At 45.6% G+C, this 24102-nt stretch carries 16 protein-coding genes; 10 read left to right on the forward strand and 6 right to left on the reverse strand.

Translation table 11 applies throughout. From position 1 onward, the window contains the following. The first annotated feature begins 96 nt into the window (after nt 1-96). Entirely contained in the window at nt 97-567 is a 471-nt protein-coding gene (locus tag AB4209_RS20070) for a TetR/AcrR family transcriptional regulator (RefSeq protein WP_372057071.1), read from the forward strand. Between the two features lie 80 nt (nt 568-647). Here AB4209_RS20070 and glgB read toward each other — a convergent pair whose 3' ends face one another. The 3 genes from glgB to AB4209_RS20085 all read right to left on the reverse strand — a co-directional run bounded on the left by glgB (nt 648) and on the right by AB4209_RS20085 (nt 7822). After that, the gene (glgB, locus tag AB4209_RS20075; protein WP_372057073.1) at nt 648-2828 is read right to left on the reverse strand and encodes a 1,4-alpha-glucan branching protein GlgB; all 2181 of its coding nucleotides are present in this window, start codon (nt 2826-2828) and stop codon (nt 648-650) included. A 174-nt stretch (nt 2829-3002) separates the two neighbouring features. Further along, nucleotides 3003-5183 (reverse strand): 4-alpha-glucanotransferase, encoded by a 2181-nt coding sequence (gene malQ / locus AB4209_RS20080; protein WP_017067441.1) that lies wholly within the window; start codon nt 5181-5183, stop codon nt 3003-3005. A gap of 185 nt (nt 5184-5368) precedes the next feature. Further along, on the reverse strand, nt 5369-7822 hold the full coding sequence (locus tag AB4209_RS20085) for a glycogen/starch/alpha-glucan phosphorylase (RefSeq protein WP_372057075.1): 2454 nt from the start codon (nt 7820-7822) through the stop codon (nt 5369-5371). A gap of 567 nt (nt 7823-8389) precedes the next feature. Here AB4209_RS20085 and malT point away from each other — a divergent pair. The 7 genes from malT to sstT all read left to right on the forward strand — a co-directional run bounded on the left by malT (nt 8390) and on the right by sstT (nt 17617). Further along, nucleotides 8390-11098, forward strand: coding sequence for an HTH-type transcriptional regulator MalT (malT, locus tag AB4209_RS20090; RefSeq protein ID WP_017061867.1), 2709 nt, complete (start codon nt 8390-8392; stop codon nt 11096-11098). Between the two features lie 577 nt (nt 11099-11675). Continuing rightward, nucleotides 11676-12596, forward strand: a complete 921-nt coding sequence (locus tag AB4209_RS20095) for a DUF368 domain-containing protein (RefSeq protein ID WP_372057077.1) — start codon at nt 11676-11678, stop codon at nt 12594-12596. 203 nt (nt 12597-12799) lie between these two features. Then, nucleotides 12800-13240, forward strand: coding sequence for a hypothetical protein (locus tag AB4209_RS20100; protein WP_372057079.1), 441 nt, complete (start codon nt 12800-12802; stop codon nt 13238-13240). After that, complete coding sequence (locus AB4209_RS20105; protein ID WP_004732104.1) at nt 13237-13833, forward strand: SCO family protein; 597 nt, start codon at nt 13237-13239, stop codon at nt 13831-13833. Before AB4209_RS20100 ends, AB4209_RS20105 begins: the two co-directional genes overlap by 4 nt. An 82-nt stretch (nt 13834-13915) precedes the next feature. Beyond that, the gene (locus AB4209_RS20110; protein ID WP_102541082.1) at nt 13916-14374 is read left to right on the forward strand and encodes a copper chaperone PCu(A)C; all 459 of its coding nucleotides are present in this window, start codon (nt 13916-13918) and stop codon (nt 14372-14374) included. Between the two features lie 504 nt (nt 14375-14878). Continuing rightward, the gene (rsgA, locus tag AB4209_RS20115) at nt 14879-15943 is read left to right on the forward strand and encodes a ribosome small subunit-dependent GTPase A (RefSeq protein WP_151416782.1); all 1065 of its coding nucleotides are present in this window, start codon (nt 14879-14881) and stop codon (nt 15941-15943) included. Between the two features lie 459 nt (nt 15944-16402). Beyond that, a complete protein-coding gene (sstT, locus tag AB4209_RS20120) occupies nt 16403-17617 on the forward strand; it encodes a serine/threonine transporter SstT (RefSeq protein WP_004732110.1) in 1215 nt (404 codons plus the stop codon). A gap of 192 nt (nt 17618-17809) precedes the next feature. Here sstT and AB4209_RS20125 read toward each other — a convergent pair whose 3' ends face one another. From AB4209_RS20125 to AB4209_RS20135, 3 genes are all read right to left on the reverse strand, one after another. Continuing rightward, entirely contained in the window at nt 17810-19030 is a 1221-nt protein-coding gene (locus AB4209_RS20125; RefSeq protein WP_372057082.1) for a tetratricopeptide repeat protein, read from the reverse strand. A gap of 343 nt (nt 19031-19373) precedes the next feature. After that, nucleotides 19374-19976, reverse strand: a complete 603-nt coding sequence (locus tag AB4209_RS20130; RefSeq protein WP_372057084.1) for a response regulator transcription factor — start codon at nt 19974-19976, stop codon at nt 19374-19376. Between the two features lie 11 nt (nt 19977-19987). Then, nucleotides 19988-21859, reverse strand: a complete 1872-nt coding sequence (locus tag AB4209_RS20135; RefSeq protein WP_372057086.1) for a PhnD/SsuA/transferrin family substrate-binding protein — start codon at nt 21857-21859, stop codon at nt 19988-19990. Nucleotides 21860-22116: 257 nt separating this feature from the next. Between AB4209_RS20135 and dsrO the strand changes: the two genes are divergently transcribed. After that, nucleotides 22117-22953, forward strand: a complete 837-nt coding sequence (gene dsrO / locus AB4209_RS20140) for a sulfate reduction electron transfer complex DsrMKJOP subunit DsrO (protein WP_372057088.1) — start codon at nt 22117-22119, stop codon at nt 22951-22953. Continuing rightward, entirely contained in the window at nt 22950-24098 is a 1149-nt protein-coding gene (gene nrfD / locus AB4209_RS20145; RefSeq protein WP_372057090.1) for an NrfD/PsrC family molybdoenzyme membrane anchor subunit, read from the forward strand. The genes dsrO and nrfD overlap by 4 nt, the downstream gene beginning before the upstream one ends. Nucleotides 24099-24102: the final 4 nt, after the last annotated feature.

The raw sequence follows: 24102 nt of genomic DNA on the forward strand, positions 1-24102 counted from the left end.
TAAATTGACCAGTTATTTACCCTTGGAGTTTGAGATTTAATTCATAAGCTCTTAATATACTCTTTTACAGAATGTTACAATCAATAGAGATTTGTAATGGCTCGAATTACTCAAGTACAGAAACTAGAAAATCAAAAGCACTACGATGAGATCGTACTAAACCTTTTTCTGGCTGAAGGACATGAAGCACTAACTTATGCAAGGATTGCTCAAGAAATTGGCATTAGTTTGACGACGCTTCAGGGCTATTATCCATCGACCCGCGCTATCCGATCAGCGTTACACCAACACATGCTATCAATTGTTATAGAGAATCTAGAGTTCTCATCGGAAGAAGTATTCATTCAATCTTGGCAAAACGCTCTAGATAATGATCAATTTCGATTCGTGATCAAATTGATGTTTTTCCATGCCTCCCAGGTCAAGAGCCCTGAACAGTTTAACATCAGTTCAGATGGTCAATTACGCGAGATAATGTTTAATAGCTTTGGGCTTGATTCCGTTCGAATCCTTGAGACTGTCGTAGGACGTTCAATGTTCTATCTCACGAACTTCAAGCAGCATTAGACCAAACGTTATAAATACAAAAATGGGAGCCTTTCGGCTCCCATTTTCTTTTTAGTTATCGCTTACTTCAACTAATAGACCTAATTTAGCTTGTAAAAAACGGTCGATAACGGTGGTAAACGCAGCTCAATCGATGTGTCTAAGCCTTCGCTTTCTACTGATTCAACCTCAGCAACCGGCTTCACTTCAAAGCCACTGCCTGCATAATCCGCAGAGTCTGTATTCAATAACAAAGAGTACTGACCTTGTGCTGGAACACCTAAGCGGAAGTGCTCATGAGGAACGGGGGTAAAGTTAGAAACCACCAATACACGCTCGCCTGATTCACTGATACGCTCATGAGCTAAGATGCTCGCTTCAGCAGAGTCCTGTAGACGCCATTCAAAGCCTTTCGGATCAAAATCAAGATCGTGCATTGCAGCTTCAGAGCGGTACAGATTGTTCAGGTCTTTCGTTAAACGCTGAACACCTTGATGACGCTCGTAATCCAGCAAAAACCATTGCAGCTGGTCGTCATGGTTCCATTCAGCCGTCTGACCAAATTCTGCACCCATGAAGTTCAGCTTCTTACCTGGTTGCGCATACATGTAACCCATATAAGCACGTAGGTTTGCCGTTTGCTGCCATTCATCACCAGGCATCTTGTTGTGGATAGAACCTTTACCGTAAACCACCTCATCGTGAGACAGAGACAATACATAGTTCTCACTGTGTGCGTAAACCAGCGGGAACGTAATCGTATCGTGGTGGTACTTACGGTTGATTGGATCTTCTTGAATGTAAGACAGGCTATCGTGCATCCAACCCATGTTCCACTTAAAGCCGAAGCCTAAGCCGCCCATAAAGGTCGGTGCTGAAACACCAGGGAACGCCGTCGATTCTTCCGCAATCGTCATCGCATTCGGGAAGTGCTTGTACACTTCTTCGTTCATCCACTTAAGGGTAGCAATAGCATCATAGTTCTCGTTGCCACCATCCACGTTCGGAATCCACTGATCATGGCTACGCGAATAGTCGAGGTACAACATCGAAGCAACCGCATCAACACGGATGCCATCAATGTGGAATTGCTCGAACCAGTACAGTGCATTAGAAACTAAGAAACGACGAACATGCTCTTTGCCTAAATCGTAAATGTACGAGTTCCAATCTTGATGCCAACCACGACGTGGATCTGGATCATGGAATAATGGCGTACCATCGAAGTTTGCTAGGCCGTGATCATCACTTGGGAAGTGAGCAGGAACCCAGTCCAGAACAACGCCAAGACCCGCTTGGTGACATTGATCGACGAAGTATTTGAAATCATCTGGAGAGCCAAAACGGCTAGTCGGTGCAAATAGACCTACAGGCTGATAGCCCCAAGAACCGTAGAATGGATGTTCTGAAACTGGCATTAGTTCAACGTGCGTGTAGCCAAGATCCGTTAGGTATGGGATCAGCTCTGCCGCAAGCTCGCGATAATTTAAGAATTCACCTTCAGCGTTACGCTTCCAAGAACCTGCATGCAATTCATAGAACGAAAGCGCTTCTTTGCGCTTTTGCGTTACCGGGCGATTTTGCCATTGAGTATCTTGCCACTGGTAACGAGCGTGATCGTAAGTTACAGATGAGAACGATGGGTATTGCTCAGAGTAGAAACCCCATGGGTCAGCTTTGTGTGGTAAGCCTTCGCCATTTGGTCCTTTTAATTCAAACTTGTATTGAGCGCCTTCTTCCAGTTCAGGAATGAATAAGCCCCACATACCGTAATCTAGGCGTTGCATTGGGTGGCGGCGACCATCCCAAGCGTTGAAGTTACCCACCAAGCTTACCGCAGTTGCATGCGGTGCGTACACCAAGAAACGCGTACCTGAAATCGTCTGTCCATCACGCTCTAGCGTAATAAACTGAGCCCCCATGTGATGATACATATCTTTCGGTGTATGAAGATCTTCATAACTCGCGTACAGATCGTGGTACTGGTAAGGATCATCGATGATCTGTTCTACGCCAGCCCAATCAACCGCAAGCTTATAGTGAGTAAAACGTAAGTCTCTCTCTTGCTTAAGAATGAAACCACTTTCACCCTCTCGCGCTAACTCAATACGAGGTTCCTTTCCAACAATCAACTCGACTTTATCTGCCCCAGGAATCCACACACGTAATGCACCTTGCTCAGAAGGTAGGTATGGCCCTAAAAACGCGAATGGGTCTGTGAAACAAGCCTGTGATAGTTGGGTATATATTTGTTTTTGCTTTGAAATCGAACTTAGTTCCAAAACGTTTCTCCCTAACCAAACATCCAAAAAACATAATACAAAAATGCCCGCTATTAGTGCGGGCAATATAACGACGGTTTATTCTACCAGATGAGCATTCATTATTGAGTGACCGAGGTTGTAGTTTCGTACGGCGTAAGCAAAAAACCACCTAATTTCAAGTCACTCACGTCATTACTTACCGGCTTTTTCTCGAACGTCAGTCAGCTTAGAAGCGATACGATTAACGCCTTCGTGAGCAAATATTTCGTCCAAGTTCATTGATAGTTTACGACGCCAGTTAGGGTATTCATCAACCGTGCCAGGAATGTTTACTGGCTTGTCCATCTCTAGCCAATCTTCTAGCTGAACGCTCAGTAGTGTTGAACCACCAGCCGCTACGTGCAGTTGAAGTGCCTCAGCAAGGTAAGAGTCCATCGGTACTTGGCTCGCATCGCGGCCCACACCTTCTGGTAGGAAACCATGCCATGCTACTGAATCTAAGATACCTTGCTTGCACTCTAGGCGGTCATCGAACAAGGTTTCCAATTGTTCTGCATCTGGGTATAAGCCAATCTCTTGGCCCATTTTCAGGTCATCACAGTGCCAGAAGCCACGAAGCGTTGGCATATCGTGAGTACACAGTGCCGCCATCGATTGTGATGCGTAGTGTTTTGGTGAGATGAAACCACCGTCATCTTCTGATGTTTCGAAGAAGAACACTTTGTAAGAGTGCACGCCAGCATCTGCAAGGATGTCGACAATCTCATCCGGTACCGTTCCTAAATCTTCACCGATAACGCTACATTGGTAACGGTGAGATTCAAGCGCCAGAATAGACAGCATATCTTGTACTGGGTAGTAGATGTACGCGCCCTTAGTTGCGTTCTCACCCTTTGGAATCCACCACAAGCGCAGTAGACCTAAAACGTGGTCGATACGCAGTGCACCACAGTGCTTCATGTTCGCACGAAGTAGCTTGATGTAAGCGTCGTAGCTTGTTTCTTGAAGCACTTCTGGGTTTAACGGAGGTAGACCCCAGTTCTGACCCAAAGGACCAAGAATATCAGGTGGAGCACCAATGCTCGCATCCATCACTAGGTTGCCTTCGTCAGCCCAAGTCTCGCTGCCTGAATCTGCAACACCTACCGCTAAGTCACGGTACAGGCCAACAGCCATGCCCTTCTCTTCTGCAAGAGACTGTGCATCGTTGATCTGGCAATCTGCTAGCCATTGCAGGTACATGTACAGATGAACGTTTTCTAAGTTCTCTTTGATGTATTTCTGTGTCGCTGGGCTGTCGAATGTACGGTACTTCTCAGGGAATACCGGCCATCCCCACATGCCAGAATCTTCTGCATGCAGTTCACCATGTAGAGCATCAAACGCCGCTTGATGCATCAGGCTATCGCCACCCTCTTCTACGAAGGCTAAGAACGCTTGTGCACGGTCGCTGTTTTTGTCTAGATGACGAGTCTTAAATTCTGCGAATAGCAGAGGCAAGATGCTCATCTTAAGCTCAGACACTTCGGTGTAGTTTACCCAGTGTGCTTCACGCGCTTTTTGTAGACGCTGTTGGAACTCTGCGCTGCCGACTGTTTGTTGTGCTTCTGCACTTAGTGCAAATTCAGGAACTGAACTCACATCAATGTATAAGATGTTCAACCAGCGACGAGAAGATGGGCTATATGGGCTCGCACCTTCAGGGTTCGCAGGGAACAATGAGTGAATTGGGTTTAGACCAACGAAGTCACCACCACGAGAAGCGATATCCGCAACAAGCTGTTTTAGGTCTCCGAAATCACCAATACCCCAGTTATGCTGAGTTCTTAGGGTATAAAGTTGAACACTGGGTCCCCAAAGCTTTTTGCCTTGCTCGATTGGTGACTGCTTGAAACACGCTTTTGGCGTAATAATCAGTGTCATCTCGTAAGGCTTCTTACGGCGCTTACGGCTCACAATGAGCTTGTGATAACCCCATGCCAAATCACTTGGCAATGCAAACACTAAAGGGCCACCCTCGGCACGCTCGTCACGAATGACTTGAGATTGAAGATAGCCTTCAAGTACCTCTCCTTGCTCGGTTTCTAAGCGCCAGCTGAACTCACTTTCACGAGCACTTACACCTAGATTAAGCGCCACTTCTACTGGCTCACCGTCACGCAAGACAAGAACTGGGTCTAGTACATCTTTTTTGTGTTTTCTTTCTGCTGACTTAAGCAGTGCATCATCGCTGCTTGTATCGTAGCCCAACGAAGCCAATAGAGACGTGATCGTCTCGTCTGATACTTGTGCTTCATCGCCCCACGCACTAACGTAACTGTCGGCAATGTTTGCCATTTCTGCGACTTGTTTTAATACGGTCTGTTCTTTCATCGCTCTCTCCGAAAACGTTCTGACGCTTTCTATTTTGTAGGGTTGTTAATTTAATTTTTACTAATCAATTAGCTTGTGACAATCGGTTTGTAAGCAGCTTGTTTATAAACGAAACCTTTAAGCCTTTCGTTTGCTCACAAGCTAATTGAGCCAAGGCAGAAACTGCCTTGGCTACTTTGGAAGTATTAACGGTTAACCGCTTCAAGTTTCCAGATGTTGTTCACGTAGTCGCGGATAGAGCGGTCTGATGTGAACTTACCAACCAATGCTGTGTTAAGAATTGCTTTCTTAGCCCAACCTGCTTGGTCTTTGTATTGCGTGCCCATGTCTTCGTGCGCTTTCACGTAAGATGCGAAGTCAGCAAGACATAGGTAAGGGTCACCACCGTCTAGCAGGCTATCAAACGTTGCACGTAGAAGGCCTGGTTGACCTGGAGTGAACTCATCGCCAGTCAGTAGGTCTAGAGATGCTTTCAGTAGTGGGTCTGCATTGTAGTAGTCGTATGGGTTGTAGCCTTGAGCTTTCAGAGCTTGAACACCATCCACTTCTAGGCCGAAGATGTAGATGTTTTCATCACCCACTTCTTCACGAATCTCAACGTTTGCACCATCCATCGTACCGATAGTTAGCGCGCCGTTTAGAGCCATCTTCATGTTGCCCGTACCAGATGCTTCTTTACCCGCTAGTGAGATTTGCTGAGAAACGTCTGCTGCAGGGATGATGATTTCAGCCATGCTTACACGGTAGTCAGGAATGAATACCACTTTCAGTTTGTTACCGATGCGAGGGTCGTTGTTGATCTTCTCTGCAATCTTGTTAACCGCGAAGATGATCTCTTTCGCTAGGTGGTAACCCGGTGCTGCTTTCGCTGCGAAGAAACATACGCGTGGCTCACACTCGAAACCAGGTTCGTTAAGAATACGGTGGTACAGAGATAGAATGTGTAGCAAATCTAGGTGCTGACGCTTGTATTCGTGAAGACGTTTGATTTGAACGTCAAAGATAGCGTTAGTATCTAGCTCGATACCCATGTTCTCTTGAACCCAATCAGCTAGGCGCTGTTTGTTTTCTTTCTTAACAGCCATGAATTCTTTTTGGAATTTCGCGTCTGTTGCAAACTTAGCGATGCCTTCTAGCTGCTCAAGTTTTGCTGGCCATTCAGTGCCGATCTTACCCGTGATTAGCGTAGATAGACCTGGGTTACAGAACTTCAACCAACGACGTGGCGTGATGCCGTTCGTTACGTTAGTCAGTTTACCTGGGAAGATTTCGTTGAACTCAGGGAACAAGTCTTTCTTAACCAGTTGTGAGTGAAGCGCAGCTACACCGTTTACTTTGTAAGAACCAATCACACATAGGTTTGCCATGCGAACCATGCGGTGGAAACCTTCTTGGATGATAGAAAGCTTCGCTTGCTTCTCACCGTCACCAGGCCACATCTTGCGAACTTCTTGCATGAAGCGGTGGTTGATTTCAAAAATGATTTCCATGTGACGTGGAAGAAGACGGTTGATCAGTGATTCAGACCAAGTCTCTAGTGCTTCAGGAAGTAGTGTGTGGTTCGTGTATGCGAACGTATGAGCACTGATTTCCCATGCTTGGTCCCAAGATAGACCTTTCTCGTCAATCAAGATGCGCATTAGCTCAGGAATCGCAATCGTTGGGTGCGTATCGTTAAGCTGAATCGTTTCTTGCTTAGGCAGATCTTCTAGAGAGAAACCTGCTGCTTCGTGGCGACGTAGAATATCGCGAACCGATGCTGCTGAATGGAAGTACTGCTGCATTAGACGCAGTGTCTTACCTTTCTCGTGGTTATCGTTCGGGTAAAGAACCTTAGTGATGTTACCTGCATCGATTAGCGAGTGTTGCGCTTCGAAGTAATCACCGTTGTTGAAGCTTGCTAGTGAGAATGGTGCAATTGCCTGACATTCCCAAAGACGCAGCGGGTAAACCGTGCTTGACTCGTAACCTACGATTGGTAGATCCCAAGGCATTGCTTTTACTTCCATACCTGGAACCCAAGTACGTACTTCTTTACCGTCGATGAATTCAACGTCTACATGACCGTAAAAACCAATGTGTTGTGCTAGTTCTGGACGAGCTACTTCCCATGGGTAACCTTCAACACCACGCCATGCGTCAGGTGCTTCTTGCTGACGACCGTCTTGGAAAGACTGTTTGAATAGACCGTATTCGTAGTGAAGACCGTAGCCTACTGTTGGGTATTCTTGAGCGGCACAAGAATCCATAAAACAAGCGGCTAGACGACCAAGACCACCATTACCTAGTGATGGGTCGCGCTCTTCTTCTAGAAGATCAGTTAGGTTTTGACCTAGCTCTTCCATTGCATGAGTGATCTGTTCATACAGACCCATGCTGATCAGGTTATTACCGGTTAAACGACCAATCAAAAACTCTAATGAAAGGTAGTTAACGCTCTTCGCATTCTTAATTTTTTCGTCATTTTCAGTTTCTAACAGATCAAATGTTGTGAGTTCTGCTAGCGCACGCCCCATTGCTAGGTACCATGCGCGGCTATCTGCGTTTTCAATCGTTGTTGCGTAGGTTGCAGATAAATGTTTCTTAACACTCTCTTGGAATGACACTTTATCGAAAGTTTTTTGCTGAGTTGGTTTCATTTCAGAAATCTCGCTTTTAATAGTTCTAATTCATCTGTGACATATCGTGCATGGTCACCATAAACTAAACATCCTCCCGCTAATGCAACTGACTAGGAGTAGATGGGAGGGCGTAGGGGGCGTACCGACTTAGGGTTAGTGATCTGACTCTCATGTTCTGACTGCGAACAAAAACTTGGAGTGACTAAGATCACAAGCTCCCGTTCGATAACTTAACTTCAATTGATGTGACTTTTATTTAACCCATTTAAAGTCATTGCCAAATCTGAGTTTCAGATCACGAAAATAATTTCCAACTCTCATCTTTTGCATTGATTCCCGTGTAGGGATGAACGAAGTCACATTCACAAACCAACCCGCAACGTGAGCAAAGTCTCAAATAAAGGGCGTAGACACCCAAAAACATGCAGGAGTGCAAGGTTTCTGAGGAGGATCGTAGTCGGTAACGTTTGGCTTCACGTAATATGAGTAAAGACTTAAGTAATTAGGCTCATGTCATTGGAGTGCACTCAACGATAGATTGGGATATTCCAGAACATAGCCACGGAATAGGTGTAAAACTTCGATATGTGGATCCCTTCGAAACTGACTCGTCCCGGCCGCTTACATAATGCAATCCTACGACCTAGGGTTCTCGATCTGCTTCACAATGCAGATTGCTATAAGCTTGTGTTGTTCCGCTCTCCAGCGGGCTACGGCAAAACCACCATGGCTGCACAATGGTTGGTAGATAAACCTAATGTGGGTTGGTACAGCATTGATGATAGCGACAATGATGCCTTCCGCTTTATCAACTACCTACTTCAATCACTTAATAAAGCGACTCAAAATGCCTGTCCGAATGCCCAAAAACTGGCAGAAAAGCGACAGTTTTCATCGCTGCATTCTTTATTAAGTGAAGTATTTGCCGAGATGTCAGAATTCCATCACGAGTGCTTTCTGGTGTTGGATGACTATCACTTGGTCAACAATGACGACATCCACGAAGCCATGCGCTTCTTCCTCAAACACATGCCCGATAACCTAACGTTGGTTGTCACCAGTCGTGGTACGCCACCACTTGGTACAGCAAACCTGCGCGTTCGTGACTTAATGATCGAATTAGGTAATGACTCGTTGGCGTTTGATACCGAAGAAACCACACGCTTTTTCAACCAACGCGTAGCCGACGGCATTGATGACACCACGGCAGATAGCATTTGTAGTTATGTAGAAGGTTGGCCTTCTGCACTACAACTTATCGCGCTACAAGCACAACACCAAAAACGCACTCTTGCACAGTCCGCAGAGTCATTCTCTCACTTTAACCACGCCCATCTTTGGGACTACTTGGTTGAAGAAGTATTCGACCTGCTAGACAAAGAAACCCGACAGTTCTTGATGCAATGTTCTGTGCTTGATCACTTCAACGATGAGCTTGTGTGTGCACTTACACAGCGTGAAGATGCGTTAGGTATGATCGAATCACTCAACCGTTTTGGTTTGTTCATCTACCCGCTTGAAGGTGAAAAGAACTGGTATCGCTTCCATAACTTGTTTGGTGAATTCCTCGCACATGAGCGCCAAGCTCGAATTCCTCAGCAAGAAGCTGAACTGCATCGAAGTGCTGCAAAAGCGTGGATCAAGCAAAACACACCACACCAAGCACTACGTCACGCACAGCGCGCTGAAGATCCAGAACTGATCATTCAAATCCTGACTGAGCACGGTTGGCCGATGTTCAACCAAGGTGAGCTTTCGTCATTAGAAATGGCGATCAAACAGCTAACCACAGATCAACTATACAGTGAGCCAAAGCTTTCGATGTTGCGCGCTTGGCTTGCACAAAGTCAGCACCGTTATGACCAAGTGGGTACTTTGTTGGAAGAGGCTGAGACTCAATATCAAGCGCGAAACATTGAACTCGATACTCAGCAGCAAGGCCAATACAACGCCTTACGCGCACAAGTTGCCATCAACAGCAATGAGCCTGAGAAAGCATTGGAATTGGCTGAGCTTTCGTTGAGTCAGTTGAACACCACCGTTTATCGTAGCCGCATTGTCGCAACCTCGGTTGTGGGCGAAGTGAATCACGTAATGGGTAACCTAAGCCGTGCGCTACCGATGATGCAACAAACAGAAAAACTGGCACGTCAGTATCAGGTTTACCATCAGGCCCTGTGGGCGATTCTGCAACAAAGCGAAATCTTGATTGCTCAAGGTTATGTTCAAGCTGCATTTGAGCTACAAGACAGTGCATTCAAATTGATTGAAGAACATCAGCTGCAATACGTACCTCTGCACGAATTCTTGCTGCGTGTTCGCGCTCAGATCTTCTGGTGTTGGAACCGACTAGATGAAGCGGAAGAGTGTTGCTACAAAGGCTTAGATATCCTTGGTCACCACTCTCCGAGTAAACACCTGCACAGCTATTCTATGTTGGCTCGTATTTCATTGAGCCGTGGTGAGATTGATAAAGCGTCGAAATTTATCGACCAGATTCAGCACCTATTGCGTCAATCGACTTACCACGTAGATTGGACGGCAAATGCTTCTCTTTCTTTGATTCTGTTCTGGCAAGTAAAAGGCGATAAAGAAGCTATCCGTGATTGGCTGAGTGTGGCTGTTCGACCTGAATCGGCAAGTAACCACTTCTGCCAGCTTCAGTGGCGAAACATCGTTCGTGCTCACATCATCCTTGAGCAGTATGAAGACGCAGAAGAAGCGCTGACTTTCCTTAAGAGTGAAGCCCAGCGTTCGCACCTGATTACAGACACCAACCGCAACTTGATCGTTGAAGCCGTGTTACGTACACAAATTAACGATGAAGACAGCGCCCGAATACTACTCGAAGAAGCGCTTCATATGACTAACCAAACCGGTATGGTCGGTAACTTCTTGGTAGACGGTGGGACTATCGGGCATATCTTGGATAAGTTGAGCAACAAGCCAGGCTTAGGTGATTTAGAACGTCACCGCGCACAACAAATCATGAAAGATATTTCCGCGACCCAACGCAGCCGCTCGGTTCACTTCGATGAAGACTTTGTTGAGAACTTGGTTAATCACCCGAACATTCCTGAGCTTGTGCGTACTAGCCCACTCACCCAGCGTGAATGGCAAGTACTTGGTCTGATCTACTCAGGATTCAGTAATGAGCAGATCGCTCAAGAACTCGATGTAGCGGGTACCACGATCAAGACTCACATCCGTAACCTTTACCAAAAACTCAATATTGCTAACCGTAAAGAAGCAATCAGCACAGCGGAAAACTTGCTGCAGTTGATGGGGTACTAAAACGGATTCGAGATTGATTCGAGATTGATTCGAGAAAACATAAGCTAGTCACCGATGGTGGCTGGCTTTTTTCATCTGAAGTTTAGAACCTAAAAATGTAGGAATGGGAAAAGTAAAAAGACGATCACCAAACGACAGGCAAAAAAATAGCCAACCGCAATAATCGCGATTGGCTCTATATATTTGTGAACAAATCATAGGTTCACTAACAACGTCAGTTGGCTAGGTGACCCTCGGCTTAAGAAGGGTCAATGTATATAATGCAGTTAGCGTGCCAACTTTTATTCGACGTTTTATAAGCCCTGCATCGCATAAAAATCATGAATTTGTCATGCGAATTGCAAAGTGCATTTGCATAATGCAACCAAGATGCAATATCGATAAGAGATCAGTTTCATCGCTGCTCTTAATGACAAATCACTAAGTGGTTGTTATCTAAATGTTAGGCAAATATTCAATTCAACTTATTGCCTTACAATTAATAGAGTAATAAAAGCCCTTCCCCAAAAGCATATTCATACTTTTTTTACACTAAAGCTTGTATACTGCACAAAATCATCCTCAACTCTATGAAGCAATGAACTACTTAAGTACTTTTTTCAAAGGCATGGCTATGGGCGCAGCAGACGTTGTTCCTGGCGTGTCGGGCGGAACCATCGCATTCATCACTGGTATCTACGATACGCTGCTAGAAAGCATTCGCAGAATTAACCCTAGCGTACTTGGCTTATGGAAACGCGAAGGCTTCAAAGCCGCGTTTAATCACATCAATGGTTTCTTCCTAGTTTCACTGTTCGCGGGCGTATTCACGAGCATTGCGACATTCGCAAAATTGATTTCTTGGTTATTAGTCACCCACCCTGTTCCACTGTGGTCTTTCTTCTTCGGCCTGATCTTGGTCTCGGTTTTCCATATTCTTAAGCAAGTAGAGAAACGCGATATGATTCGCTTCGTGTTTTTGCTGCTTGGCGTTGCTTTCGCTTATAGCATTACCGTGCTTAAACCGCTGCAAATGGAACCAACCAGCATCAACGTATTGATTGCGGGTGCGATTGCTATCTGCGCGATGATTTTACCCGGTATTTCAGGCAGCTTTATTCTGCTCCTGATTGGCATGTATGGCCCCGTGCTTGGCGCCGTTAAATCATTTCAAGTCGATGTACTTGCGCTATTCCTTGCGGGCTGTGTGATCGGACTGCTGACTTTCTCACATGTACTGTCTTGGCTATTGCGTTCATTCCGCGACTTCACATTGGTATTCTTAACCGGTTTGATGATCGGTACGCTGCCTAAGATCTGGCCTTGGAAAGAGACCATCAGCTGGCGCACAAACTCAAAAGGTGAACAAGTTCCTCTGATTCAAGAAAACCTATCACCGTTTGATTTTGAAGCGGTAACCTCTCAGCCTTCTCAGTTGGTCATGGCGATTGTGATGATGTTTGCTGCGATTGCATTGGTTTTAGGCCTGGAGAAGTTCGCAGAGCGTAACGCTGACTAATCATTCAACGTATTTCTGGAACATGTTCAAAATGGATAGAACTTAGAAATACTAAGCTCACATATCTATTAAACAGACAAAAGCGAAGCCAATGGCTTCGCTTTTTTAGTTCTACCATACGCACAAAATTGCTTTTTGATACAAGCACGTATTGAGGGGTGTGATAACATCGCCGCTCTTATAAAATTAAATGAGAACACGACATGCACTCTGCATTAAAGGTTGCTGCTGTTGGGATCGCTCTCGTGGCAGGCTTTTATGGGCCGCAAGCAATTCAGCAATTTAAATCAGCGATGGAGCACTCAACTGCCGACGTCAGCTTGGATGATTACTGCATGCTTTCAACCACATCGTGTGAGCAGGAATCCATTTCAATGTCGCTTGACCGAGAAACCGCGCAACCTCTTCTACCCACAAAGATAAAGGTAGTTTGGGAAGGTGCTGCATCTGAGACACTGGTGTTATCGCTCACAGGTTTAGAAATGGAAATGGGATCAGCGCGTTTTCAATTAAAGAGCATTGGCAACAATACCTATGAAGGTGATGTGATTTTACCTGTATGTACTTTAGATAAAATGACATGGGTCGGTGAACTCACTGATGGTGTCGATACTGTAAACCCTGCAATAAGGATGGCAAGATGAGTAGAAATTGGTCGTTAGCATTGGTTGTCGCTTTTGTACTTGGCTTTGGTGTCAAAAGCTATCTTGATGGGCAAAACGAAGTTCAAGAACAACACGCTGCAAAACAAGAGTTCTCCGCAACGACTCTTTTCGGCAAAGACAACCAACCAACGGAAATCTTTGACCAAACCGATGACAGAATTCGTATCGTTTACTTCGGTTTCACACGTTGCCCGGATGTATGCCCCACTTCTTTGGCTATGTTGGCCGGAGCACTTAACCAAGTCTCTGATGAAGCAAAAGCCAAGATTCGCCCAATGTTTGTTTCTCTCGATCCTGAACGTGATGCCGCTGAAGCCTCGTATGAATACGCGCAATACTTCCACCCGATGATGGAAGGACTAAGTGGTCCATTGGATGTCACCACGACTCTGGCTCATAACTACGGCGTTATTTTCAGAAAGACCAAGCTTGAAGGTTCAGAGTTGGAATACACCCTAGACCACAGCTCATATTTTTATTTTTTAAAGCCCGACGGTACCTTGATTACCAAAGTACCGCACACGTTGACGCCAGCGCCAATTGTTGAGGCTATCAACAAGCTGACGCAGTAAAACGTAAAAACAAAGAACTTACTCAATAAAGTTCAAAAAAGTCAGGTCCCAGACCAAAAACATAAAAATTAAGGACAACAACATGAAGTTAAAAGCACTTGCTCTAGCAGGCTTATTGCTCACCCCTTTTGCTCAGGCTAGTAGCGATATTATGGTTCATGACGCGTACGCTCGTGCAACCCCGCCTTCAGCAGTGAACAGCGCGGTGTTCACGACTCTGATGAACCACAGCGATAAAGATCGCGCTATTGTTTCTGCAACAACACCTGCAGCAGGTAAAGTAGAACTTCATGATGTAATCATGGATGGCGATGTTATGAAAATGCGCCAAGTTCAAGAGATCACCATCCCTGCAAACGGTGAAGCGGTACTTAAACCTGGTAGCCTACACATCATGTTGTTCGACCTAGCAAGCAGCCTAAAAGAAGGTGATAAAATCGAGATGACACTGACTTTCGCCAATGGTGAAACGCAGACCTTCGATGCGCCGGTTAAGAAAGTGATGAGCGGCATGAAGAAGATGAATCACGATCATCATTAATCGTATTCACAATTGATAAAATAATTTAAGCCACGATGACTTCTCGCCATCGTGGCTTTTTGCTAAACTGAGCTCGCTTTTTATTCAAAGCCTGAACACATAAATAACCCAAGGAGAATAGAAGATGATTGTAATGAAAACACTAAAACTGGCAGTAAAAGTAACGCGTTAATTTGTTTGGTTAATCAAACTGAAATACCGATCGACCGACATCTCGTCATCCGTGACGACCGCACACTTTTACCCGGTTTACGATTGATCGCAAGTGATCAATATCTGCATGCCCAATAGCGCATGACTAAATCCGGGGTCCTATCTATTTGAATTCGACCCAAGCTCAAAACATTTTTGACGTCTCGACGCTTTTTAATCTCAGCAACTCTTTTTGGTCTCATTAACTCTTTTGATCTCATCAACAATAAGAGAGCTCACAAGAAGTTAATGCTCTCATAAGACTTTAATGCTCTTATAAAAAAGAAAGCTCGCACGTCTGGGTAAATAGACATGAATTCACAAAACGCATTTTCTCATCCAATGTCACTCCAACAGCTTGGATGGCAACCTGTATTTCAACAACAACTGACACTCGAAGACTATGATCATTCCGTCATTGCTCGCATTACCGCGCACCATCGCAGCGGCTATACGCTTGCGTCAGAACAAGGCGAAATCGTTCTACCCGTTCATCAAAACCAACCCGCAATGACGGTTGGCGACTGGGTGATATTAAACGCTGATTTACAATTCGACCGCTTACTTGAGCGTCAGTCTCTCTTCAGCCGTAAAGCAGCAGGCAGTCGTGTGGCAGAACAGTACATTTCAGCCAATATTGACACCGTATTTATCGTGGTTTCGTTAAATAACGACTTTAATCTAAGCCGCATCGAGCGCTATCTAGCACTCGCCAATGAAGCACAGGTTGAAGCGGTTATCGTACTTACCAAGAAAGACTTGTGTGACGACTACCAAGACAAAGTACAGCAAGTGCAAAGCTTAGACCCAATGCTGATGATCGAAGCCGTTAATAGCCTAGATCAAGACTCTACTCAAGTATTGTCACCTTGGTGTAAAACGGGCAAAACGGTGGCTTTGATGGGTTCGTCTGGTGTCGGGAAATCGACGCTGGTCAACTCGCTGCTTGGGGAGACTCAACAAGAAACGGGCGGTATTCGTGAAGACGACAGCAAAGGCCGTCATACAACCACGTCACGATCGCTCCACTTGCTAACGTCGGGCGGTTTATTGCTCGATACTCCCGGTATGCGAGAGTTACAACTCGCCGATTGTGCTGAAGGAGTAAGTGAAACTTTTTCTGATGTGGAAGAGTTAGCGATGCATTGTCGCTTTTCTGATTGCAGCCATGAGTCAGAACCAGGATGCACAATACGCAAGGCCATTGAAAGCGGTGAGCTTTCTGAAAGACGATTCTCTAACTATGAGAAGCTACTCAGAGAGCAAGCAAGAAATGGAGCCTCATTGGCAGAGCAGAGAGCGAACAGTAAACAGCTTTCTAAAATGTACAAAACCGTGCAGTCAGAGAGCCGTAATATCAAGAAATCGTCTAAATAGCCGATTATTGGATTAGGTTTACAACACGTAAATAAGCCCTATGTCCCTATCGCGTATTAGCTCATTAATTCATGAGCTCTTTAATGCATTGGGCTGGGGCTTTTTTGTATCAGCGAGGCTTCTTTGTATTAACAGGTCTTCTTTGTATCAATAGGAATTCGATGAGATCATTTCTGCACACAATGATCTTGCTAATCGACTCTGACGACACCAGAGCCAGAACATTGACCCGAATGAGTATTATCATGCAGATTTATATCTCAACAAGAGTACAAAAATTTAACATTTAGCTCTAAAAACACCACGTAGCGCAAACAATCACCCTAAAAGTAAACTATTCCTAGACACCCTCTTAGATCCCGCTAATATGACCGCCCATTCCACTAGTGTATAGTTGGATTTGGTACAACTTTATAAAAAAATACATCACTATAATAAATTAACAATTGCAGGTATTTTATGCAAAATCACAACATGCTCGCCCGCATCGCTCGTGGAAATCTCGTTCTACAGATCCTTGCTGGTATTGTTTTCGGTGTCGTTCTCGCCATGGTTTCTCCTTCAGCAGCTCAAGATGCAGGCCTATTAGGTAGTCTGTTTGTTGGTGCTCTGAAAGCTGTTGCCCCAATTTTAGTATTCATTCTTGTTGCAGCTTCTATCGCAAACCAAAAGAAAGGTCAGCATACTCATATGCGTCCAATCATTGTGCTTTACCTGATTGGTACGTTCTCTGCAGCACTGACTGCTGTAGTACTGAGCTTCATGTTCCCAACCACTTTGACACTGGTTGCTGGCGCTGAAGGTGCTAACCCTCCTCAAGGTATTGCAGAAGTTCTTCATACGCTTCTATTCAAGCTTGTAGATAACCCAGTTAGCGCACTAATGAACGCTAACTACATCGGTATTCTTGCTTGGGCTATCGGCCTTGGTCTTGCACTGCACCACGCATCTGCAACAACCAAAGCGGTTTTCGAAGACCTTAGCCACAGTGTTTCACACATTGTTCGCTTCATTATTCGTCTTGCGCCATTCGGTATCTTCGGCCTTGTTTCGACTACATTCGCAACAACGGGCTTCGATGCACTAGCAAGCTACGGTCAACTGCTAGCGGTTCTACTAAGCTCAATGCTGATCATTGCTCTTGTCGTTAACCCACTGCTTGTCTTTGTAAAGACAAAACAGAACCCATACCCACTTGTACTGCAATGTATTCGTGAATCTGGTGTAACGGCATTCTTCACTCGTTCAAGCGCTGCAAACATCCCAGTGAACATGAACCTTTGTAAGAAGCTAGAGCTAGATGAAGATACTTACTCTGTATCAATCCCTCTAGGCGCAACCATCAACATGGCGGGTGCTGCAATCACCATCACTGTGTTAACGCTTGCAGCTGTACACACAATGGGTATTGAGATTGATATCTTCACTGCGATTCTACTAAGCCTTGTTGCTGCAATTTCAGCATGTGGCGCATCAGGCGTTGCCGGTGGTTCACTGCTACTGATTCCTCTAGCTTGTGGCCTATTCGGTATATCAAACGATGTAGCGATGCAGGTTGTAGCGGTTGGTTTCATCATTGGTGTGATTCAAGATTCGGCTGAAACAGCACTTAACAGCTCAACTGACGTAGTGTTCACTGCGGCTGTATGTAAAGCTGAGCAAAACAAAGCTTAACAGCTCTTGGGTATTAGGCTTTAGCTCTAAGCTCTAAGCTCTAAAAGCAAATAGCACACAAATAAAAAGGGAAGCATTCGCTTCCCTTTTTTGTTGTCTTGGTTTTCTAGATTACGGTTAGAAGCTATATAGGTTTATAGATTTATAGCTTCAGTCATTTTTGTCTAACTCATCAAAGCTAACCAACACGTTTTAGTGGTTGCTTTTCCAGCTTGGATCCACGGCTGCCTGACTGAAGTCTAGAGGGTCACTATTTGGGGTCGCTTGTCTCTCTGTTGATGCTTGCTCGGAATTAGGTTGTTGGCTGTAATCAACATTCGTATCTTGAGCACTCGCCGTTTGAGTATCTAGATGGCTCGCATCTACTTTTAATGCCTCACCTTCTTCATCAGACGCTTCTTTCACTTTCTTAGGGATCGGTATATTGCGCTTGTAGAGCTTATTGAGCGCTTTAATGATTGAATGCTTAGTGATCGCTTCTTGAGTCAACTTAGTCATGATCGGCTTAGTCAGAGCTTGTAAGCCCACGACGGCATCGACACCCAGTTCACCACCAACTTTATCCCGCAAATGCTTCGCTTCTGAGTAGCCAAAATGAGCAGACAAAAATAGCCAGATATAAGCAATCGCGTTGCCGTGTTCACCATGGTCAATCCAAGCTTCGCCAGCTCTAAACATGGCTTCTGCACTGTTCTTTTCTGCGGCAGTTTCAAACCAGTACACCGCTTCGCCGTGATTCGGTTCAACACCAACACCGTTCAAATAGCTCATACCCAGTTTGATCTTGCCGTCTAGGTTGTTTTTTTCAGCGGCCTTTTGGTACCACTCGACAGAGCTTTCAGCCGAGTAATCTGGATTCTCTTTGTCTAGGCACCAGTCACCCATGAATAGCATCGCTTCGGTATTACCACCAGCGGCAGACTCTTCAATATAGGTGTAGCCTTTGGGGATGTTCTTCACGGTCCCACGTCCATGAACCAGGGCTTTACCCATCTCAAATTTCGCCGACATATCGTTATCTAAGGCAGAGATCGCAAGCTGCCAAAAGTTGGCTTGTTCTCTCAAGATCAGATCTTCTTTGCGCTTCATACTTAAGCGAACAATGCCGTACATGCCGTTGACGTTATCCAAATGCGCCGCTTTATCGTACCAATATAACGCTTCCTTGATATTGTTACGTTCAGCCTCTTTCGCTAAATATAGAATCGACGGGACATGCCCTGTTTCTGCTTTAAAGTGGCGCTCTTTTTGCTCTTGGATACGTGCTTTTTCAATCGCCTTTCGGTAAGCGACAGCTCGCGCTTTACGTTCTTGTTCCAAGCGCTGCTTTCTTAGTGATAAAGAAATCAGCCACACAGCAACAAGTATTAACGAAAGAGCGGTCGCACCAATTGCGATTCCCATTGTACTCATAAAATATTTAACCTAACTCGGCAGATACAAGACTCGACGTTGAGAGTGTGTTCTACCCATAGTGAATGTTATGTTTCGAATTACAGGGAAAAGTGCAGTTACTGGCACGTTCCGCCTTAAAATGAACTTAGTTCAGTATCTCAGGATTACATTGCGATAAGAAGCCTAGGAGGTTCAATCCGTATGCAGTCCATAGACGATGTGATCTTGCTTCAATATAGATAAATTATGAAGGCTGCCTTTCATCAGGAAAGTCCTAAAGCTTGGTGACGAAATTGATGTTTTTCCCATCAACAATTTCGTGCAACTGCCGTACAACTCTCTTACAGGAATAGCTCTATACCTAGGTCAATTGACCGTATATGTAAGCCAACTCGGCAACCGTCTTCGCTGAGAATTTCTTCATCAAGCTTGCTCGGTGTACTTCCACTGTTCTCATGGCAATGCACAATTCATCGGCTATTTTCTGGTTACGCTTACCGTCGATAATTTGTTTGAGGATGTCTATCTCACGCTCGGTTAACGACGCGTACGCTTGGCGATACACATTCATGTGTAAGTGCTTTTCTGAAGCGTCCAAACCTTGCTTGATCGCCTCAGCTAACTCATTACCTTTAACTGGCTTTTGAAAGAAGTTCACCGCACCGGCTTGCAATGCCTCGACCGCCATTGGTACATCACCGTGACCCGTCAGATAGATCACCGACAGTGGGCTCTGCGCCTTCACCATCAACTCATGAACTTGCTGCCCTCTCATTTCGGGCATTCTACTATCCAATACCACGCATCCTGGAACACTCAGATCCACGGCATCCAAAAAGCTCGGGCCATCTTCATAGGCTGTCACCTTGAAATCGTGCTCTTCCAATAAGAACACCAATGAGTCACGCATCGACTCATCGTCATCAACCACATAGACCGGCAACGTTTGATGAAGTTCAGGCATAACAAGATTCCTTATGAGTCATTTGAAATAGAGGAAGGCAGTGTCACCGCGACATGACAACCATGAGGAGTCAGTGAAGTGATGCTCATTTTGCCACTGTGGTCTTCAATCACATCTTGGCAAATCGCAAGCCCTAACCCCAAGCCGTTTTCTTTGCTACTCACAAAGGCTTGAGTGACTTGTTGCTCGGTAAAATCTAAACCGGTGCCGTTATCGATAACCGACAGCATCATTTTATCCGGTTGATACTCGGTAATCACTTTAATTGTCGATGGTTCGTTGTTTTTGTTACCAATATCAGACGTAGCGCTTTGTTCGCGATGCATCTGAGCATTACACGCATCAGTCGCATTGTTGATCAAATTTACAACCACCTGCTGCAGTCCGACAGGGTCAACATGTAGCTTGATAGGTGTACCCACAACATAACGTTCAATGGTTATCTTGTGTTTATGTAATCGAAATTGCAGTAGCTCGATGGTATCTGTAAGAAGCGCTTCTATATCAATTTGAGATTTATCTGATGAGCGCTTTTTGATCATGTTTCTTAAGCGTTGGATAATCGCATCAGCACGGTCCACTTGCGACTGGATCTTCTCAAATACAGGCTCTATGTCAGTCAGCGGTTTGTTCTTCGAAATCCGCAGTAAACCACCTTCGCTATAATTCCTAATGGCTGCCAGAGGCTGATTGATCTCGTGTGCCAAGCTACTCCCTAGTTCACCAACTACCGCGATACGCTGTGAGTGCTCTAGTTGTTCACTCTTACTTTTCAGCTTATACAGCGTCGCTTCTAGTTGCTTTTTGCTGCGACTGAATTTGTATTCTAGCCAGAAATGGTAAGCATTTAGAGACACGACAAGAATAAAGAACGCCCATGCCCACTGTTGATTGTACTTGAGCCAGATTAACGCTTCTTTCCACCAAGGTTGTTGTAGTGGATGCATGTCGAGTTGTTGATATAGCTTATCGATCGACAGCAGGCTTGTCGGTGACGTCCAGCCCGATGCATTCGCTGCAATGGCTGGCGCACTGCTTTTTGGCATAGCAAATAACACCTGACTCATTTGTTTCGCCAGTGCCGAAGACGCTCGCTCTGTTTTGGCAAACGACCAGTTAGGGTACAACGGCGTAGACACCTGACATTGGAACCCTTCTGGTGCTTGATTCTCGATAACACGATATTGACCCGCCACCAGCAAACCTTCGCTGATCATGCTCTCGACCAAACACGCAGGCACCACCGCAGCTTCAATGTGTCCTTCACGCAGTTGATACAAGCTAGCATCAATAGGGAAACCTAAGAACTGAGTATTAGAGAAAAAGTGGTTGGGATTAAGCCCTTGTTGCATCACTTGGTAACGCATAGTGAGGTAACCACCAAAAGCATTTTCAGAGACTGCCGCAATCGGCTTACCGCTAAGTTGTTCGAGAGAGATATAAGGCGACATTCTTCTCACCACCAAGGCGGAACCAATGCTGCGTGTATTACTGGTGCCTTGAGCTTCAAAGTTATGACTGGTCATGGTTGCCATCCAAGAAAGCGCATACTGGCGTCCTAATCGAACCGCCTGACCGGGGTTGGTGATAACAAAATCAACAGTCACATCTTTTACCGCTTCGGCCATCTCTTCCAAGTTGAAAGGCTTGAGAACAAAGTGTTTTCCGGGAGTGCGCTCAGACAACCAATCCATTGTCGGCTGCCAACGCTGTTGAGCGGAAAGCTTACCTCGAGTCGCCAACACGCCAACCTCTATGATTTGCTCAGACTCAACAGTGTTTGTCGTTGCAATCTCTTGCTCCGATTGAGCCGCTAAACACGCGCCTGCGGTTAGGCTCAACCAACAAAGGCCAACGATTGTCATTAGGTTTCTGACTGTCACTGAAATCTCTTTCTCCAAACGGACTGTTTATTCAATTTATTCTCGATTCATTTTATGTCAGCGGCGTGTTTCGCGCTTAGCTCATGCGTGAGCGCCTTAAATAAGCCTCTAAAACAAAGCATAACAGCTAGATTGGTAAAACCACATTTGTTCTAGATCAACTTTGATCTGGGTATGTGGAAATCCACAATACCCCGTGAACAGTCAAAATCTGACAATAAGCCCAACAGATAGAATACCCATTTATAGGTACCAACATGGACTCATTGAAAAGACGGTTTCTCAGCCAATTCGGCAAGGTTTCCGCTGGTGCTGCGCTCATTCCCATTGCCGGGATCAACACCGCAGTCGCAAGCACAGCCATTCGCAATAACAACCAACCTGACCGCAAAGGCGAAATAGGTAAACGCTACGCCATGGCGATTGATTTACGTAAGTGCGTTGGCTGTCAGGCGTGCACTGTTGGCTGTAGCGTTGAAAACCAAGTACCAATTGGCCAGTTCAGAACCACCGTAAAACAGTATGAAGTCTCCCTTGATGATGGTTCGACGGCTCAACAAGACGTGAAATCTTTCATGTTACCTCGCCTCTGTAATCACTGTGACAACGCTCCCTGCATCAAGGTTTGTCCAGTTCAAGCGACCTTCCAACGCGAAGACGGCATTGTCATGGTCGACAATGAACGCTGCGTAGCCTGTGCTTACTGTGTTCAAGCTTGTCCTTACGATGCTCGTTTCATTAATAACGACACCCTTACCGCAGACAAATGCACCTTCTGTGCACACCGCCTTGAAGACGGCTTGCTGCCCGCCTGTGTAGAAACCTGTGTTGGTGGTGCGCGTGTCATTGGTGACCTTAAAGATCCAAACAGCGAAATTAACCGCCTGCTCAATGAAAACCAAGACGACATCAAGGTGCTTAAACCAGAGCAGAACACCAACCCCCATGTTTTCTATATCGGCATGAACGAGCGATTCGTTAGCCACATTGAAGGTCAGCCTGCGATTTATGATCCCGCCGCCATCGATAACTCATCCTCTAGCCAACAAGAATTGGCAATCGCGACACAAGGCAAACAAGGAGAGACAGCATGAATATCACTGAGGTGTTAGTTCCCGCTCAAGAGATCGCTTGGCTACCGTGGGCGGTTCAATATTTCTTCTACATTGGTTCAGCTTACGCAGCGGCTATTCTGTTCTTGATTTCACTTATATTCAAAAACTCAACCAGCCATCAATTCCGTTCTGCCCTTGTGCTTGTGATGGCCATCGGCGCGATTGTTGGGCCATTAGCATTAACCGGTGATTTGCACCAACCGGGACGTGCTTGGCACTTCTATGCTCACATTACGCCTTGGTCATGGATGTCGTTAGGCTCTCTATTCCTACCTTTGTTCTCTGGTCTGGCTGTTGCGACAGCTTGGGTTTACCTGCGTGACGACATCGCACAGCTCAAAGAGAGTGAAAACCCACTTCTAAAACGCCTGTCTTGGTTAACACTGGGTCATTGGCAGGTATCGAAAAAAGTGATGATTGCATTAGCCGCTGCAACTGCGTTATCAGGGCTAAGCATCGCGCTTTATACAGGTGCAGAGATTGCGATTTTGGCGAGCCGACCGCTTTGGCATCAACCGGCTTCTCCGCTGCTTTGGTTTACGACAGCGTTCTTTGCTGCAACGGGTTTAACCCTATTGATTTGGGCTCTACTGCCTTCAAGCAAGCCAAGCTTAAAACCAACAGACCTCGCTCTAGTACAAAGAACCATTACCTTAACGGGTGGCCTTGCCATCATTCTTACGTCGATTTGGGCATCTAACCATGGTCACTTCAGCCTGTATGAGAACGACGCTTGGGGCATCAATTTAGGCATCATGACCACCAGCATTTTGCTGTGCATGATCTTGGTTCTACCACTGCAACGCCTATCGCAAAGTAAGCTAGGAATTGTCTGTGTTGCGCTTGCGACCATCGTTTCAGCATGGGCGGTACGTTGGGTCACCATGATGGAAGTTCAAACCATTCCCCGTTTTGATGTGGGTCCATTCCCTTATGAATTACCAATGGGTAGTGCTGGGTTACTTGGCATCGTTGGCATGTGCGGCCTTTGGCTAGCACTTGCGTTGTTCACCTCTGAAATCGTGTCTGCTGGATCGTCAAGAACAACTGGCTCTGCGACAAAGACAGCATCTAAGCCAAACCAAAACACATCATCACCACTTAACCGCTCACATAGCTTGTAGTCTG

It is taken from the genome of Vibrio sp. 10N.286.48.C11 (assembly GCF_041469805.1).
In the GTDB taxonomy this organism is placed as follows: domain Bacteria; phylum Pseudomonadota; class Gammaproteobacteria; order Enterobacterales; family Vibrionaceae; genus Vibrio; species Vibrio crassostreae_C.